The sequence below is a fragment of the Streptomyces sp. NPDC094032 genome, assembly GCF_040303965.1.
Classification (GTDB): Bacteria; Actinomycetota; Actinomycetes; order Streptomycetales; family Streptomycetaceae; genus Streptomyces.
Genome location: NZ_JBEOUE010000016.1, coordinates 59,684 through 76,682 on the forward strand (window position 1 = coordinate 59,684; position 16,999 = coordinate 76,682).

The 16,999-nt window shown below is 72.5% G+C and carries 10 protein-coding genes; all 10 read left to right on the top strand.

What is annotated here, in order from left to right:
• The first annotated feature begins 111 nt into the window (after positions 1-111).
• A complete protein-coding gene (locus ABTZ54_RS22415; RefSeq protein ID WP_351665913.1) occupies positions 112-435 on the top strand; it encodes a hypothetical protein in 324 nt (107 codons plus the stop codon).
• Positions 436-696: 261 nt separating this feature from the next.
• Positions 697-2,520 (top strand): amino acid adenylation domain-containing protein, encoded by a 1,824-nt coding sequence (locus ABTZ54_RS22420; RefSeq protein WP_351665915.1) that lies wholly within the window; start codon positions 697-699, stop codon positions 2,518-2,520.
• A gap of 11 nt (positions 2,521-2,531) precedes the next feature.
• Positions 2,532-3,464 carry a chlorinating enzyme gene (locus ABTZ54_RS22425; protein ID WP_351665917.1) on the top strand — a complete coding sequence of 311 codons (933 nt, stop codon included), beginning with the start codon at positions 2,532-2,534 and terminating at the stop codon, positions 3,462-3,464.
• A gap of 1 nt (position 3,465) precedes the next feature.
• Positions 3,466-4,644, top strand: a complete 1,179-nt coding sequence (locus tag ABTZ54_RS22430; RefSeq protein WP_351665919.1) for an alpha/beta fold hydrolase — start codon at positions 3,466-3,468, stop codon at positions 4,642-4,644.
• Positions 4,641-5,423, top strand: coding sequence for an SDR family oxidoreductase (locus ABTZ54_RS22435; RefSeq protein ID WP_351665921.1), 783 nt, complete (start codon positions 4,641-4,643; stop codon positions 5,421-5,423). The genes ABTZ54_RS22430 and ABTZ54_RS22435 overlap by 4 nt, the downstream gene beginning before the upstream one ends.
• Before the next feature lie 53 nt (positions 5,424-5,476).
• Complete coding sequence (locus tag ABTZ54_RS22440; protein WP_351665923.1) at positions 5,477-6,559, top strand: thioesterase domain-containing protein; 1,083 nt, start codon at positions 5,477-5,479, stop codon at positions 6,557-6,559.
• Positions 6,560-6,563: 4 nt separating this feature from the next.
• Complete coding sequence (locus tag ABTZ54_RS22445; protein WP_351665925.1) at positions 6,564-6,803, top strand: MbtH family protein; 240 nt, start codon at positions 6,564-6,566, stop codon at positions 6,801-6,803.
• The gene (locus ABTZ54_RS22450; RefSeq protein WP_351665927.1) at positions 6,800-15,070 is read left to right on the top strand and encodes a non-ribosomal peptide synthetase; all 8,271 of its coding nucleotides are present in this window, start codon (positions 6,800-6,802) and stop codon (positions 15,068-15,070) included. The genes ABTZ54_RS22445 and ABTZ54_RS22450 overlap by 4 nt, the downstream gene beginning before the upstream one ends.
• Positions 15,067-16,314: an MFS transporter gene (locus tag ABTZ54_RS22455; protein WP_351665929.1), complete on the top strand. Its 1,248-nt coding sequence runs from the start codon at positions 15,067-15,069 to the stop codon at positions 16,312-16,314. Before ABTZ54_RS22450 ends, ABTZ54_RS22455 begins: the two co-directional genes overlap by 4 nt.
• A complete protein-coding gene (locus ABTZ54_RS22460) occupies positions 16,311-16,997 on the top strand; it encodes a hypothetical protein (protein ID WP_351665931.1) in 687 nt (228 codons plus the stop codon). The genes ABTZ54_RS22455 and ABTZ54_RS22460 overlap by 4 nt, the downstream gene beginning before the upstream one ends.
• The last annotated feature ends 2 nt before the right edge of the window (positions 16,998-16,999 follow it).

Here is a 16,999-nt window from a genome sequence, read left to right on the forward strand (position 1 = left end):
CCGAACATTACAAAGGGCTCACCGGATATCGGTGGGCCCTTTGCTGCCATGGCATCAAGCTGCCCCGTACATCGGGCCGAAGTCCGGTATGCGACTGGGATTCTCTCTGCCATGTACGCCATCCATCTCGACCTCCCGCCCGGTGAATTCGGGCAGGCGCGGATCGATCTCGACGATCTCGCCCGGGTGGTCCCCCAGGTCTCCAGATGCCACGTGGAGCACGTCTACCGGACGGTCTTCTACGTCTCCGCCGGCTCCGCCCCCGAGGCCGGTACCGGGGTTCTCGCCGCGGTACAGCACCTGCTCCTGCGCCCGCCGCCCGGCGACCGGGTACGGGTCGAGCTGCGGGTTCCCCGCGAGGGGCGGGATCTCGGGCTCTGCCATGGCGTCGTCTCCGTCGTCTCCGTCGTCGAGGACGCCGGGCGGCCGCTCTGAGCACGCGGGCCCGCCCGGGCGCCCACCCCGGCACCCCCTGGCGCCCGCCCCGGCGCCCCCCGGCGCCTCCTGGCCACTTGCAGCCACTGCACCTTGGTGCCACCGCGCATCCCTTGTAGGGCCCTGCGGCTCCTGACACATTCGAGAAGGCCAGCGAGTCCCGCCGAATTCCACCCGCGCAGCCCAGGTGCGTATTCCACCTGCGTATTCCGTTCTCCTCCCCTCCTGTCTCGTTCATTTCTGGGAAAGGTATTCCGTCCAATGAAATCCGGTGTCACCCTCCACGAGAATTTCGAGCGGACCGCCTCCCGATTCCCGGAATCCGTCGCCGTCACGGACGGGCGCACCCGGCTCACCTACCGCGAGCTGGACGAGCGGGCCGAGCGGCTCGCCGGGGCGCTGCGGGCCGCCGGTGCGGGGCGGGACCAGCGGGTCGGGCTCTGCGTCGAGCGGGGTGCGGAGCTCGTCGTCGGCCTGCTCGGCATCCTGAAGGCCGGGGCCGGTTACGTGCCGGTCGACCCCGCCTACCCGGCCGAGCGCCGTGAGTTCGTTCTCGGCCACTGCGACTCCGGTCTGGTCGTCGCCCACGCCGCGACCGCCTCCCTCGTCGAGGGCCGTCAGGTCGTCCGGGTGGACGCGCTGCCGGAGACGATCGCCGAGGCGCCCGCCGGGCACCAGGGCGCGGACGCCGAGAGCCTCGCGTACGTCATCTTCACCTCCGGCTCGACGGGCGAGCCGAAGGGCGTCGAGATCGAACACCGCAACGCGGTCCGGCTGTTCACCGCCACCGCGCCGGTCTTCGCCTTCGACGAGACCGACGTGTGGACCAACTTCCACTCCACCGCCTTCGACTTCTCCGTGTGGGAGATCTGGGGCGCGCTGTTCTTCGGCGGCCGCCTGGTGATCGTCGACCGCGACACCGCCCGCGACCCGCAGGCCTTCCTCACGCTGCTGCGCCGCGAGCGCGTCACGGTGCTCAACCAGACGCCGTCGGCCTTCCGGAACCTGATGTCCGTCGAGAGCGCCGCCGAGGGTCAGCCGCTCGACCTGCGGTACGTGATCTTCGGCGGCGAGAAGCTGGACTACCGCTCGCTGAAGCCCTGGGTGGAGCGCCACGGCATCGAGACGCCCGCGCTGGTCAACATGTACGGCATCACCGAGACCACGGTCCACGTCACGTGGAAGGTCATCTCCGAGGCCGACCTGTCCGGCGAGGGCGACAGCCTGATCGGCCGCCCCATCGCCGACCTGCGGCTCGCCGTCCTCGACGAGCAGGGCGCGGAGCTGCCGCTCGGCACCGAGGGCGGGCTGCACGTGGCCGGCGCCGGTGTCGCCCGCGGCTACCTGGGCCACCCGGAGCTGACCGCCGCCCGCTTCGTCGAGCGCACCCTCGCCGACGGCACCACCGAGCGCTGGTACGACTCCGGCGACCGCGGTGTGCAGATCGCCAAGGGCCACTTCGCCTACGCCGGCCGCGCCGACCGCCAGGTCAAGATCCGCGGCTACCGCGTCGAGCCGGGCGAGATCGAGGCCGTGCTCCAGCAGCACCCCGCCGTCCGCGACGCCGTCGTCCTCGTCGCCGACTTCGGCTCCGGCGACCCGCGCCTGGTGGCCTACCCGGTCGTCGAGGCCGGCACCGACGCCGAGGCGCTCACCGCCGCGCTGAAGGAGGCCGTGGCCGCCGCGCTGCCCGCGTACATGGCGCCCTCCACGTACCTCGCCATCGACGAACTCCCGGTCACCGTCAACGGCAAGCTGGACGAGAGCGTCCTGCGCAAGCGGCTGGAGCTCCAGCTCGCCGAGGCCGCCGACAGCGCCCGCGAGCAGAGCGCGGCCGGCGGCTCCGTCGAGGACGCCCTGCGCGGCATCTGGGCCGAGGTCCTCGGCACCGGCGACGCCGCCGCCATCGCGGACACCGACGAGTTCTTCGACCTCGGCGGCACCTCGTTCTCCCTGATCCACATGCTCAGCGTCGTCAACGACCGGTACCGGCTGAGCCTCAACGTCGGGACGCTCGCCGAGGGCGCGAACATCGCCGCTCTCGCCGCCGCCGTCCAGAACCAGCTCGCCCTCACCTCCCGCTAGGAGACACGGACATGACCACCGAAGCCAAGAAGACCTTCGCGCTCTCCCCGGAGGAGATCGAGCAGTTCCACCGGCAGGGCTTCATCGGCCCGTTCACGCTCTACACGCCGGAGGAGATGAAGGCGCAGTGGCGCAAGACGCGCCTCCAGCTGCTCGACCGCAGCGACGCCGTCTACCCGGACGACGCGCTGGCCGGCGCCACCAACATCTCCAACTACGACCGTCACCTCGACAACGACTTCCTCGCCTCCCACATCGGGCGCGCCGAGATCGTCGACCGGGTGAACTCCATCCTGGGCCCGGACGTCATCTGCTGGCGCACCGAGTTCTTCCCGAAGCACCCGGGCGACGAGGGCACCGACTGGCACCAGGCGGACACCTTCGCCAACGCCTCGGGCACCCCGCAGATCCTGTGGCCGGACAACTCCGACTTCGGCGGCACCATCACCGTCTGGTCGGCGTTCACCGAGGCCGCCGTGGAGAACGGCTGCCTGCAGTTCATCCCCGGCACGCACGAGTCGATGAACTACGACGAGACCAAGCGGATGCACTACGACCCCAACTCGATCAACTCGGTCGACAAGGACGGCGTCCGCCGCGGCTTCTTCGGCTACGACTACCGCCAGCTCCAGAAGGACCCGAACTGGACGCCGGACGAGGACGCGGCCGTCTCGCAGGTCATGCGGCCGGGCCAGTTCATCATCTTCTGGTCGACGCTGATGCACGCCTCGCACCCGCACGAGGGCAAGACCAACGAGATGCGGATGGGCTTCGCCTCCCGCTACGTGCCGTCCACGGTCACGGTCTACCCGGACAGCGAGCACATCGAGGAGTACGGCGGCCGGATCAGCCTGGACCGCTACGGCTCCGTCCTGGTCAGCGGCGAGAACAACAACGCCGCCAACCGCATGGTCACGGAGACCACCCGGGGGAAGAAGTTCTGACATGACCACCAAGACCCTGAGCGTGGTCGAGGTCCTCGAACTGTGCCAGCCGCTGCTCGCCGCGTCGTCGAAGACCCTGCGGGTCTTCCCGGCCGGCGAGCGGGCCGCGGAGGAGTACTCCGCGGCCGAGGCGGCCCGCTGCAACGAGGTCCTGGCCGCCGTCGGCGACGCGTACGGCCTGGTCGTCCCCTGGTTCGAGGCGACCGCCCCCCAGCAGCCGTCCGCCCTGGAGGTCGCCCTCAGCACCTATGTCGACCTGGAGCTGGGCAGCTGGCGTCCCGTCGCCGAGAGCTCGGGGCAGCCGGAGGACCTCGCGGCGGGCCCGTCCGGGCTCGCCGCCCTCCCGGGCCGGCGCCGGATCGAGGCCCCGGGCGTGCCCGCCTTCGAGGCCTTCTCCGCGGGTCCGGCCGGTGAGGAGGCGATCGTCCTGATCCTGCCCTCCGGTGTGCCGGCCTCGCTGTTCCGGCCCTGGCTGGAGGAGCTGTCCTCGGGCCCGGACGGCCGGCTCGTCGTCACGTACGAGAATCCGTATCTGTTCGGCGGCTGGCGTGAACTGGACACCCCGGTGGGCGACTTCGCGGAGGAGACCGCCCTGATGGGCGCGCTGCTCACGGAGTACGGGATCACCCGCGCCCATCTGGTCGGGATCTGCGGCGGGGCGCCGGTCGGCGTCGCGGCGGCCGCCGAGTTCGGCGACCGGGTGGAGACCCTCACGGTGCTCCACCCCGACCTGAACTTCGGCGCGGGGGTCATGCGCACCCCGTTCCAGAAGCAGTTCATGAGCGTGCTCGCCACGGCCGCGGCCGGGGTCGAGAAGGCCCGGGGCACGCTGACCCTCTTCCTCGACCCCAACATGCTGTTCGGTGTGGAGCCGCGGCTCGCGCCGTTCATCCTCTACCCGTACGGGGACGTGGAGCTGTTCCACCGGTACGCGAAGCAGAACTACGCGCTCATGGCGTACGACGCGAACGAGGCGGCCCGGGCGATCACCCAGCGGGTGCTCATCGCCACGAGCAGCACGGACCGGATGACCCACCCCGACACCGCGCGCCACTTCGGCGACCTGGTGTTGGGCGAGGCCCGGGTCGAGGAGCGGGAGTCGGGCACCCACCACGACATCCTGATCCCGGACCCCGAGGTCTACACGATGCTGCGGGAGTTCATCGGCGGTGCCGCGTGAGCGCGGACACCCCTTCCGCCGCCGGTTCACCCGGCTCCCGCACGGCCGCCCCGGCGGAGCGCGTCGCCCTGGTCACGCAGGCGACGCGCTACGCCGGGCCCGGCGCGGTCGAGGCGCTGCGCAAGGCCGGGTACACGGTGTTCTGCCAGGACGACGACTTCCTCGACGAGGCGGCCCGCGCCGCCTTCGAGGAGGGCCGGGACGGCGCCGTCGCCAGTGACGCCAGGACCCCGGCCGGCGCGGTCGGCCAGGCCGTCAAGCGCTTCGAGCGGCTCGACGTGCTGGTCAGCAACGACGTCTACCCGGCCCGCTTCCAGCCCGTCGACCAGCCCGACGCGGCCGAGCTGCGGCGGGCCGCCGAGGCGCTGATCGTCACCCCGGCGGCCGTCCTCGGCAAGGCCGCCGCGCACATGAAGCGGGCGGGGCGCGGCCACATCGTGGTGCTGACCTCGGCCGCCCCGCAGCGGCCCGAGCACGGCTTCGCGGTCTACAGCTCGCTGCGGGCCGCCGCCTCCGTGTACGCGCAGGCCGCCGCCCGCGAGCTCGCCCCGCACGGGGTCGTCGTGCACGCGATCGCCCCCAACTTCCTGGAGAGCGAGACCTATTACCCGCCGGAGGCGTGGGCGACGGACGAGGGCCGGGAGAAGCTGCGCGGCCTGCTGCCGGCCGGCCGCCTCGGCACCGCCCGCGAGATCGGCGACCTGGTGGTCTTCCTGACCAGCGGCTCCGCCGACTTCCTGACCGGCGACGTCATCCCCTTCACGGGCGGCTGGGCGTAGCACCGCCCACCCCCCACCCAGCCGTACTTGTCGACGAAAGTGAGAGTTCCGCTGTGAGTGCTCGGCAGACAACCATCGAGGAGTCCGAGGTCACGCCGGGTCAGAGCCTGGTGGAACAGAGCCTCGTCGAGATCTGGAAGACCACGCTCGACCGGGAGACGGTCACGCTCGACGACGACTTCTTCGCGACCGGCGGCGACTCCCTGCTGGCCCTGGTCACCATCGAGCAGATCAACCAGCGGCTCGGCTGGTCCCTCAACATGGGCGACCTGCTGCGCCACCGCACCATCCGCAAGCTGTGCGCCGCCAAGGCGCTGCTCCAGACCGCGCCCACCGAGCGGTCCGTGATCCGCATGAGCAACCAGGGCGCGCGCACCCCGCTGGTCTTCATCCACCCCGGCATGGGCCTGGTCGACGGCTACGGGCACGTGGTGCGGCTGCTCGGCTCCGACCGCGCCTGCTACGGCATCCAGTCCCCGCACATCAGCGACGTGGCCGTCTCCGACGACCTGCGGGAGCTGGCCCGGCAGTACGCGGACCTCATCGAGGACGAGTTCGGCGAGGACGACTTCCACCTGGTCGGCGCCTGCGCGGGCGGGGTGATCGGCTACGAGATCGCCCGCCTCGCGGAGGAGCGCGGCCTGGGCCTCCAGAAGCTGGTCATCGTCGACGGCTACCTGGACGGCTCCCGCACCGGCGACGAGGAGCCCGGCACCGAGCAGGCCAGGCTGGTCGAGTACCGCTACGACATGCTGCGGCTGATCGCCCCGCACACCGAGCACGCCTCGCTCGACCCGGCCGACGCCGAGCACGAGAAGGTGTACGAGGAGGTGGCCGCGGTGCTGTTCGGCGCCGAGGCCGCGGCGGCCCCGGGCGCCACCCGCTTCGCCGAGCGCGTCTACCGGGCCTTCCGCACCAACGCGCGGGCCCTGGAGACGTACCGCCCGGAGCCGCTCGACGTGGACGCGCTGATGCTGCTCGCCAAGGACAACGAGACCGTCGGGCAGTGGCGTTCGGCGATCACCGGGGAGCTGACCACCGAGGTCATGGACTCCGACTCGTACGGCGTGGGCCTCTGCATGACCGACGCGGTCGACGTCGCCGCGCGCATCGACGACTACGTGGGCGAGGGCTGAGGACATGGGCAAGGGACAGCAGACGGACGAGGCCACCAACCCGTTCGAGAACGAGTCGGGCGTCTACCGCGTCCTGACCAACGCCGCCGGCGAGCACTCGCTGTGGCCGGACTTCGCCGAGGTGCCGGCCGGCTGGGAGGCCGCCTTCGGCCCCGGGACGCGCACGGCCTGCCTGGAGTACGTCGAGGAGCACTGGACGGCGCTCGCGCCGGCCGCGACCACGGGACGGGACCTGCACTCATGACCGCACAACTGGAGCACGCCGCGGCCGCGGCCGCCCCGTGGGCCGACGGTCTCGTCGGCCGCTTCGAGGCGACGGCCGCCCGCGTCCCGGGTGCCGTCGCCCTCACCGACAGCACCACCGAGCTCACGTACGAGCGGCTCAACGCCCGCGCCAACCGGATCGCGCACCGGCTCGCCGCCCTCGGCATCGGCCCCGGCGACACGGTCGCGGTCGCGCTGCCGTCCTCGCCCGAGCTGGTCGCCGCCCTGCTCGGCACGCTCAAGTCCGGCGCCATGTACCTGCCGCTGGACCCGGGTTACCCGAGCGAGCGCCTGGCCTACATGACGGCCGACGCCCGCCCCCGGGCCCTGATCACCACGCGGGACGTCGAGCCCGGCCTCGGCCCGGTGGCCGACGGCACCGCCCGCCTTTACCCGGGCGACGAGGCCGCCGAGCCCGGCACCGACCCGGTGGGCCGCTCGACCGGGCCCGGCCGGGGCGCGTACACGATCTACACCTCGGGCTCGACCGGCCGCCCCAAGGGCGTGGTGGTCACCCACCGCTCGCTGGCCAACTTCCTCGCCTTCATGACCGACCGGTACGCGGTGGGCGAGGCCGACACGATCCTGTCGACCACCCCGATCTCCTTCGACATCGCGGGACTTGAGCTCTACCTGCCGCTGGTCAACGGCGCCACCCTGCACCTGGTGCCCCGCGAGACCGCCGTGGACGGCGCCGCGCTGCGCCGCCGGCTCGCGGAGGCCCGGCCGACCCTGGTCCAGGGCACCCCGGCGCTGTGGCAGCTGCTGCGCGAGGCGGGCTGGTCCCCGTCCGAACTCCCGGCGGGCATCCGCCTGCTGTGCGGCGGCGAGGCGCTGCCGCAGGACCTCGCCGACTTCCTCGCGGCCGACGGGCACGCCGAGGTGTGGAACCTGTACGGCCCGACCGAGACCACCATCTGGTCGCTGGTCGCCCCCGTCCGCGAGGGCGCGCCCGTCACCATCGGCACACCGATGTGGAACACCGGCGTCCATGTCCTCGACGAGCGGCTCCGGCCGGTCGCGGACGGCGAGCCCGGCGAGCTGTACCTGTCCGGCGACGGCCTGGCCCGCGGCTACCACGGGCGCCCCGGCCTCACCGCCGAGCGCTTCGTCGCCTGCCCGTTCGGCGACACCCCCGGCGCCCCCGGCACCCCCGGCGCCCGCATGTACCGCACCGGCGACGTCGTGCGCCGCCGCCCGGACGGCGCCCTGGACTTCCTCGGCCGCGTCGACGAGCAGGTCAAGATCCGCGGCTACCGCATCGAGCTCGGCGAGATCGAGGAGGCGCTGCGCCGCCTGCCCGAGGTCGCGCAGGCCCGGGTCGTGGTCCGCGAGGACGGCGGCCCCGGCGCCACCCACCTGGCCGGCTACGTGGTGCCCGCCGCCGGGCACACCCCCGAGCCGGGCGCCCTGCGCGCCGCGCTCGCCGCCTGGCTGCCCGAGCACATGGTCCCGGCCGGAGTCGCCGTCCTCGACCGCTTCCCGCTCACCCCGGCCGGCAAGGTCGACCGCAAGGCCCTGCCGCCGCTGGAGTTCGGCACCGACACCCCGTACCGCGCGCCCGCCACCGACGGCGAGCGGGCGCTGGCCGCGCTCTTCGTCGAGGTGCTGCGCGTCGACCGGGTCGGCGCCGACGACAGCTTCTTCGACCTGGGCGGCAACTCGCTGCTCGCCACCCGCCTGGTGGCCCGGGTCCGCGCCGAGCTCGCCGTCGAACTCCCCATCCGTACCGTCTTCGAGGAGCGCACCCCGGCCGCCCTCGCGCTCCGCCTCGACGCGGGCGCCCCGGCCCGGCCCGCGCCCACCGTGCGGGAGCGCGGTGTGCGTCTGCCCGTCTCGTACGCGCAGGGACGCCTGTGGTTCCTGCACCGCCTGGAGGGCCCCAGCACCACCTACAACCTGCCGATCGCGGTCCGCCTCACCGGCGCGCTCGACCCGGCCGCGCTCCAGAAGGCCGTGGACCACCTGGTCGCCCGGCACGAGAGCCTGCGCACCTACTTCGGCGAGGGCCCCGAGGGCGCCGAGCAGATCGTGGTCCCGGCCGCCGAGGCCCGGGTGGAGATCGCCCGCCACGACATCGACGCGGCCGACGTCCAGGCCGCCGTCGACAAGGCCGCCGGATACCTCTTCGACCTGTCGGCGGAGATCCCGACCCGCGTCGACCTGTTCCGCACCGGCCCCGACGCGCACGTCCTGCTGCTCTGCATCCACCACATCGCCTCCGACGGCTGGTCGCTCGCCCCGCTGGTCCAGGACCTGTGCGCGGCGTACGAGGCGGCCCTCGGCGGCGCCGACCCCGCGGCCGCCCCGCTCGGCGTCCAGTACGGCGACTACACGCTCTGGCAGCGCGAGCTGCTCGGCTCCACCGACGACCCGGCCTCGGCCATGTCCCGGCAGCTCGGCTACTGGCGCGAGCGGCTCGCCGGCGCGCCCGAGCTGCTCGACCTGCCCACCGACCGGCCGCGCCCGGCGCTCGCCACCTTCCGCGGCGACGTCGTGCCCTTCGAGGTCGGCGCCGAGCTGACCGAGCGGCTCCAGGCGCTCGCCCAGCGCGAGCGGGCCAGCCTCTTCATGGTGCTCCAGGCCGCCGCCGCGACCCTGCTGAGCAAGCTGGGCGCGGGCACCGACATCCCGCTCGGCTCGCCGCTCGCGGGCCGCGCCGACAGCGCCCTCGACGAGCTGGTCGGCTTCTTCGTCAACACGCTGGTGCTGCGCACCGACACCTCCGGCAACCCGGCCTTCACCGAGCTCCTGGCCCGCGTGAACGAGTCGAACCTGGCCGCCTACGACCACCAGGACCTGCCCTTCGAGTACCTGGTGGAGGTCCTCAACCCGGCCCGCACCACCAGCCACCACCCGCTGTTCCAGGTGATGCTGGTGCTCCAGAACAACGTGGAGCCCGACTGGCGGCTGCCCGGACTGGACGCCGTCCACGAGACGGTGCCGACCCGGACCGCCAAGTTCGACCTGACGGTCGAGCTCACCGAGCGCTTCGACCGGGAGGGCCGCCCGGACGGGCTGCGCGGCGAGATCGAGTACGCCACCGACCTGTTCGACCGGGCCACCGTCGAGCGCTTCTCCCGCTACCTCCTGCGCGTCCTCGACCTGGTCGTCGCCGACCCGGGCCGCAGCCTGGACTCCATCGACCTGCTCGACGGCGAGGAGCGGGCCACCGTCCTCGACGGCTGGAACGCCACCGCGCTCGACCTGCCCGGCGACACCTTCCCCGCGCTCTTCGAGGCGCGGGTCGCGCAGACCCCCGACGCCCTCGCCCTCGTCCACGAGGACACCGAGCTGTCCTACGCCGAGCTCGACCGGCGCGCCAACCAGGTCGCGCACTGGCTGATCGAGCGGGGCGTCGGCCGCGACGACGTCGTGGGCCTGTCGCTGCGCCGCTCGCCGGACCTGCTCGCGAGCCTGCTCGGCATCCTCAAGGCGGGCGGCGTCTATCTGCCGCTCGACCCCGACTACCCGCCGGAGCGCCTGGCGTTCATGGTCGAGGACACCCGCCCCCGGGTCCTGATCACCACCGGCGACGTCCTCGCCAAGCTGCCCGCCGAGGCCCGCGAGGTGCTCCGGCTCGAACTCGACGACGCGGCCGTACGGGCGGAGCTCGACGCGCGCCCGGAGCACGCGCCCACCGACGCCGAGCGGCGCGCCCCGCTGCGCGCCGGCGACCTGGCGTACGTCATCTACACCTCGGGCTCGACGGGCCGCCCCAAGGGCGTGGCCGTCACCCACCTCGGCATCCCCAACCTGGCCCGCAGCTACATCGAACGCTTCGGCCTCGACGCGGACTCGCGCTTCCTCCAGTTCTCGTCGATCAACTTCGACCCGACCTTCTGCGAGATGTGCTGCACCCTGCTGTCGGGCGCTGCCGTCATCCTCAGCTCGCCGGAGGAGCTGCTGTCGCCGGACCGCCAGCGCGCGCTGACCGCCCGCCACCGGCCGACGCACATCACCTTCTCGCCGACGATCCTCGGCTCGATGGCCCAGGACGCGCTGGCCGAGGTCCGGAACATCATGGTGGCCGGCGAGGCCTGCCCGCCGGGGCTCGCCGCGACCTGGTCGCGCGGCCGGACGATGATCAACGCGTACGGCCCGACCGAGGCGACCGTCGACACGCTGTACTGGCGGGTCGGCGACGCCGGGAGCGCCTTCGAGGCCGACTCGGTGCCGGTCGGCCGCCCGCTGCACAACACCCGGGTGTACGTGCTCGACGCCGCGCTGCGGCCCGTGCCGCCGGGTGTCGTGGGCGAGCTGTACATCGCGGGCCACGGCCTGGCCCGCGGCTACCTCAACCGCCCCGGCCTCACCTCCGAGCGCTTCGTGGCCTGCCCGTACGGGGAGCCCGGCGGCCGGATGTACCGCACCGGTGACCTCGCCAAGTGGCGCACCCTGCCGTCCGGCGAGGGCGTGGTGGACTTCGTCGGCCGCGCCGACGACCAGGTCAAGATCCGCGGCATGCGGATCGAGCTCGGCGAGATCGAGGCCGTCCTCGACACCCACGACGGCGTCGCCCAGTCCGTGGTCGTGGTCCGCGAGGACACCCCCGACCACAAGCAGCTCATCGGCTACGTCGTGCCGAAGAGCGGCGAGGAGCGGGCGCACGACCTGGCCGAGGACATCGAGCACGTCGACAAGTGGCAGGAGATCCACGAGCAGGGCTACAGCGAGCAGGAGGACCTGGGCGTCGAGCAGGACTTCACCGGCTGGAACAGCAGCTACGACAACGCGCCCATCCCGCTGGACCAGATGCGCGAGTGGCAGGACGCCACCATCACCCGCATCCTCGACCTGAAGCCGCGCCGGGTCCTGGAGGTGGGCGTCGGCTCCGGCCTCATCCTGTGGAAGGTCGCCCCGCACGTCGACCACTACACCGGCGTCGACTTCTCGCCCTCGCTGATCCAGACCCTCGGCAACCGGGCCGCCGCGTCCGAGCTGCGCGACCGGATCATGCTGCGCAGCCTCGCCGGGCACGAGATCGGCGACCTGGCGGGCCACACGTACGACACCGTCGTCATCAACTCCGTCGCCCAGTACTTCCCGAGCGTCCCCTACCTGATCGACGTGATCCGGCAGGCCATGGCGCTCCTGGAGCCCGGCGGCCGGATCTTCCTCGGCGACATCCGCCACCTGGGACTGCTCCACCCCTTCCTCACCGCCATCGCCCTGCACGACGGGGCGCACGCCGACGAGCAGGCCGGCGTGGTGCGCGAGCTGGTCGAGCACACCATGGCCCTGGAGAGCGAACTCCTCCTGGACCCGGCCTTCTTCAGCCGGATCGGCGAGGAGGTCCCGGAGGTCGCGGGCGTCGACATCCAGCTCAAGCGCGGCCACCACAGCAACGAGCTGACCGACTTCCGCTACGAGGTCGTGCTGCACAAGCGGGGCGCCGAGCTGGTCTCCGTCGCCGACGCGGCCGAGCTGGCCTGGGAGAACCCCGAGGCGCTGCGGGCGCACCTGACGGACGCCCGGCCCGGTCTGCTGCGCGTCACCGGCATCCCCAACCGGCGGGTCGCCGCCGAGGTGCTCACCGCCCGCCGCGTCCGCACCGGGAACACGGCCGCCGTCCGGACCCTGGTTCCGGCCGAGCGCCCCGGCACCGACCCGGAGGCCCTGCACGCGCTGGCCGCCGAGCTCGGCTACGAGGCCCGGCTCACCTGGACCGACGCCGCCGAAGGGGACCTGTTCGACGCGGTCCTGCTCGGGCCCGGGCGGTCCGGCGCGCCCTGGCTCACCGATGTCTTCCGGCACACCGCCGAGGAGGGCACGAGCCTGTACGCGCACGGCAACGACCCGCGCGCCGAGGAGCACACCCGCAAGCTGGCCCTGGAGGTGCGCCGGCACGCGGCGAGGCAGCTGCCCGAGCACATGGTGCCCGCCGCCGTCGTCCTCCTGGACCGGCTGCCGCTCACCCCGAACGGCAAGCTGGACACCCGGAAGCTGCCCGCGCCCGACTTCACCTCGCGGGCCGTCCGGCCGCCGCGCACCGAGCGGGAGATCACCCTCGCCCGGTTGTTCGCGGAGGTCCTCGGCCTGGAGACGGTCGGCGTCGACGACCAGTTCTTCGACCTGGGCGGCGACTCCATCCGCTCGATCCAGCTGGTCAGCAGGGCCCGCGCGGAGGGCTTCGTCATCACCCCGCGCGACGTCTTCCAGCACCAGACGGTGGAGGCGCTGATCGCGTGCGCCGCGCAGGCCGCCGACACGGTCGACCCGGCCGCGGCCGCCGCGACCGAGCTGCCGCACTGGCTGAAGACCCTGGAGACCCCCGACCCGTCCTACGGCGAACCGGCCCTGGAGTACGCCGAGTCGGCGCGGGAGCTCTCGGCCGAGGCGGCCGGCGCGCTGCTCGGCGCGCTGCCCGGTCTCTTCCACGCGGCGCCCGAGCACATCGCGCTCGCCGCGTTCGCCCCCGCGCTCATCGAGTGGCGTGCCCGGCGGCTGCCCGCCGCCCAGTCCGCGCTCCGCGTCGACCTGGCGATGGACCCGGTCCCGGCCCCGTACCCGGTCAAGCTGACCCCGGGCCTGGCCGGCATCGACCGGGCGCTGACCGACCCGAAGGGCCTGGCCCGCGCCCTCAAGCGGGTCAAGGAGCAGGTCCGCCAGACCCCGGCCGAGGGCCGCAACTACGCGGAACTCGCGGCGGCGAACCCGGAGTTCGGCCCCTCGCGGGTCGCCTTCCGGTACGGCTCCGGCGAGCCGGGCGGCACGGCGGAACCGTACGCCCTCCTCGTGGAGCTGCGGCCCGGCGGCGACGGCGCTTCGGCGGCGGTCCGCTGGCGCTGGGACACCGGTCTGTTCGGCGCGGAGGAGGCCGGCGCCCTCGCCGACCGCTTCGAGCGGCTCCTCGAAGCCCTCGCGGGCCTCACCGGCCACCCCGGGCTCGGCGGGCTCACCCCCTCCGACATCACCCTGCTCCCGCTCAAGCAGTCCACGCTCACCGAGCTGGAGCGCTCCTACCCCGGCCTCGACGACGTGCTGCCGCTCGCCCCGCTCCAGCAGGGCCTGCTGCTCCATGTCGCCGCCTCCGCCGACCCCGAGCACGACGACGACCCCTACCAGGGGCAGACCGTCTTCGACCTGGAGGGCCCGCTCGACGCCGAGCGGCTGCGCGAGGCCGCCCACGGGCTGCTGATGCGCCACGCCAACCTGCGGGCCTCCTTCGCCGTGCGCGGCCTGGAGAACCCGGTCCAGGTGATCCGGTCCACCGTCGAGGTGCCCTGGCGGCTGCACGACCTGACCGGTCTGCCGCCCGCCGACCAGCGGGCCGAGCGGGAGCGGATCGTCGCCGAGGACGCGCGGCTGCGCTTCGACCTGGCGAGCGGCCCGATGCTCCGCTTCAGCCTGATCCGCTACGCCGCCACCCGGCACGAACTCCTCGTCGCCGACCACCACATCCTGCTCGACGGCTGGTCCATGCCGGTCGTCTGGCACGACCTGTTCGAGCTGTACGCGGGCCGCGGCGACGCGCTGCCGCCGGTCACCCCGTACCGCTCCTACCTGGCCTGGCTGGCCGGGCAGGACCGGACGGAGGCCGTCACGGCCTGGCAGGGCTACCTCGACGGGCTCGCCGGTCCGACCAGGGTCGGCACGCCGGGGCTCGCCTCGCACGTGCTGCCCCGGACGACGACCGCGGTCCTGCCGGCCGAGCTGACCCGGGACCTGGAACGGGCCTGCGCCCGCCTCGGGATCACCCTCAACACGGCCGTGCAGACCGCCTGGGGCCTGCTGCTCGGGCGGCTCACCGGCACGGAGGACGTCGTCTTCGGCACCACCGTCTCCGAGCGGCCGGCCGAGATCGACGGCATCGAGTCCGTCGTCGGCCTGCTCATCAACACCGTGCCGCTGCGGGTGCGGGCCGAGGCCGGCGAGCCGCTGCGGACCACGCTGACCCGGGTGCAGTCCGCCCAGTTCGACGTCTTCCCCCACCGCCACCTCGGGCTCACCGAGATCCAGCGCCTTGCCGGTACGGGCGAACTGTTCGACTCGTACTACGTTTTCCAGAACTACCCCGACCAGGAGGAGGACGCCGCCGAGCTCGGCGGGCTGCGCGCGAGCGAGCGCACCGACGGCGCCAAGGGCGTCTCGCACTACCCGCTCGGCATCACCGTGATCCCCGGGGAGCGCCTGGAACTGCTCTTCGGCCACCATCCCGATCTCTTCGACGAGAAGAAGATCGACTTCGTCAAGGAAACACTCATCGAGATCATCGAGACCATCGCGGGGGAGGCTCGGGCATGAAGAACTTCGTCCAGCTGATCCGTGAACTGCCCGTCGCCGTAAGGATCATGCTGCTCTGCGCGATGGCACGCGCGATCAGCTTCTTCGGCATCCTCGCCTATCTGCCGATCTACCTGAGCGACTCGCTCGGCATGAACGGCGCCACCATCGGCTACGTCCTGGGCGTCTGCCTGCTGGTCGGCACCATGGTGAGCGTCTACGGCGGCTACCTCGCCGACCGCTTCGTCAAGGTCGACTTCATGATCGTCCTGGATGTGCTGCTCACCCTGCTCTACGGGGCGCTGCCCTTCCTGGACTCCCCGGTCCTGGTCATCTGCCTGCTCCTGGTGGCGAACACCGCCTCCTCCTCGATGAGCGTCACGGCCAACGCGCTCCTCGCCGACCTGCTGCCCTCGGAGAACCGCGCCAAGGTGTTCTCGCTGCGCTACTCGCTGCAGAACATCGGCGCGGCCGTCGGCCCCTTCCTGGGCGTGTGGACGGTCAAGGCGGGCACCGGCGGCCCGTTCTGGCTGGCCGCCGGCGTCATCTTCGCGGCGCTGCTGCCGCTGGTGATCTTCCGGCGGCTGTTCACCGGAGGACCGGCGGAGGCGGTGGAGGGCTCCTCCGACGACGAGTCGATGAACTTCCGCGAGGTCCTGCGGGTCATGAAGGCCGACCGCAGGCTCGGTCTGTTCACCCTCGGCGGCATCCTCAGCATCGTGGTCTACGGGCCGCTGCTGACCTACATGTCCCAGTACCTGGTCCTGGTCGAGTCCCGTGACAGCGCCTACCGGCTCGTCGCGTACATCTCGGCCGCCAACGCGATCGTCGTGATCTCCACCCAGTACGTCATCGGCAGCCGGCTCAAGGAGAAGACGCTGCTGCGCTGGCTCACCTGGGGCACCGGGGCCTTCGTCCTCGGCCTGGTCGGCATGGCGCTGTCCACCGAGGTCTGGATCATCGTCGCCGCGATCGTGGTCTTCACGATCGGCGAGGTCATCGTGGTCCCGGCCGAGTACATGTTCATCGACAACATCGCTCCCGCGAACCTCCGCGGCAGCTACTTCGGCGCGCAGAACCTCGTCCACATCGGGGTCGCGATCGGTCCGATCATCTGTGGCTTCCTCCTCGTGCACGCCTCCCCGGCCGCGATGTTCGCCGCGCTGATCGCCCTGGTCGTCCTCGGCTGGTGGTTCTACGTCCTCGGCTGCCGCGCGTCCGCACCCGTCCGCACCGCAGAAAGTGAAGCCGTGAGGTCAGCATGAGTTTCGACCAGATCGTCCAGACGACCCACTGTCCCTTCGCCAAGCCGTCCCGCATGGGCACCGCGATCAGCGTCACCGGCACCGACGTCGAGGCCGGGCTGCGCGAACACCGCGACACCATCGAGGAGTTCTTCGCCTCGGCGCGCGAGCGGGAGCTCGACGGCATGCTGCTCACCTTCGAGGACCCGGAGCTCGGCGCCACCCTGCCCGCGCTGACCCGGCTCACCCGGCGCTTCTTCGAGGCGCTGTGCGAGATCTACCCGTCGGTGTACATCCAGGACGACCCCGAGCCCGACGAGACCTGGTACGCGATGATCGGCGGCGAGCGCTTCTTCGTCGTCTCCTTCGCGCCCTGCTACCCGGAGCACTCGCCGCGGTACAACTTCGGCAGCCCGCAGACGTACTTCCTGCTCCAGCCGGCCTCCACCTTCGAGCGGAACGCCGAGCTGATCGACCGCCGCCGGGTCCGCATCCAGCGGGCCTTCAAGGCGACCGGCCGGCCGTACGACGCGGAGCTGGCGAACCTGGAGAACGACATGTTCAAGTCCGTCATGCCGATCGACCCGATCGACCGCCCGGTCCGGTGGTGGGAGGACCAGGCGACCGTGACGGCGCTGACCCAGGTGACGGCGCTGACCCAGGTGGCGGAGCGGCCGAAGGTCGAGCTGCGGAAGGCCGGCTAGGC

Bases quoted from the DNA above. Each gene is read 5' to 3' on its own strand.
- ABTZ54_RS22425 (WP_351665917.1), top strand. From the start codon at position 2,532: ATGACCACCGAAGCCAAGAAGACCTTCGCGCTCTCCCCGGAGGAGATC.
- ABTZ54_RS22445 (WP_351665925.1), top strand. From the start codon at position 6,564: ATGGGCAAGGGACAGCAGACGGACGAGGCCACCAACCCGTTCGAGAAC.
- ABTZ54_RS22460 (WP_351665931.1), top strand. From the start codon at position 16,311: ATGAGTTTCGACCAGATCGTCCAGACGACCCACTGTCCCTTCGCCAAG.
- ABTZ54_RS22450 (WP_351665927.1), top strand. From the start codon at position 6,800: ATGACCGCACAACTGGAGCACGCCGCGGCCGCGGCCGCCCCGTGGGCC.
- ABTZ54_RS22415 (WP_351665913.1), top strand. From the start codon at position 112: ATGTACGCCATCCATCTCGACCTCCCGCCCGGTGAATTCGGGCAGGCG.
- ABTZ54_RS22430 (WP_351665919.1), top strand. From the start codon at position 3,466: ATGACCACCAAGACCCTGAGCGTGGTCGAGGTCCTCGAACTGTGCCAG.
- ABTZ54_RS22420 (WP_351665915.1), top strand. From the start codon at position 697: ATGAAATCCGGTGTCACCCTCCACGAGAATTTCGAGCGGACCGCCTCC.
- ABTZ54_RS22455 (WP_351665929.1), top strand. From the start codon at position 15,067: ATGAAGAACTTCGTCCAGCTGATCCGTGAACTGCCCGTCGCCGTAAGG.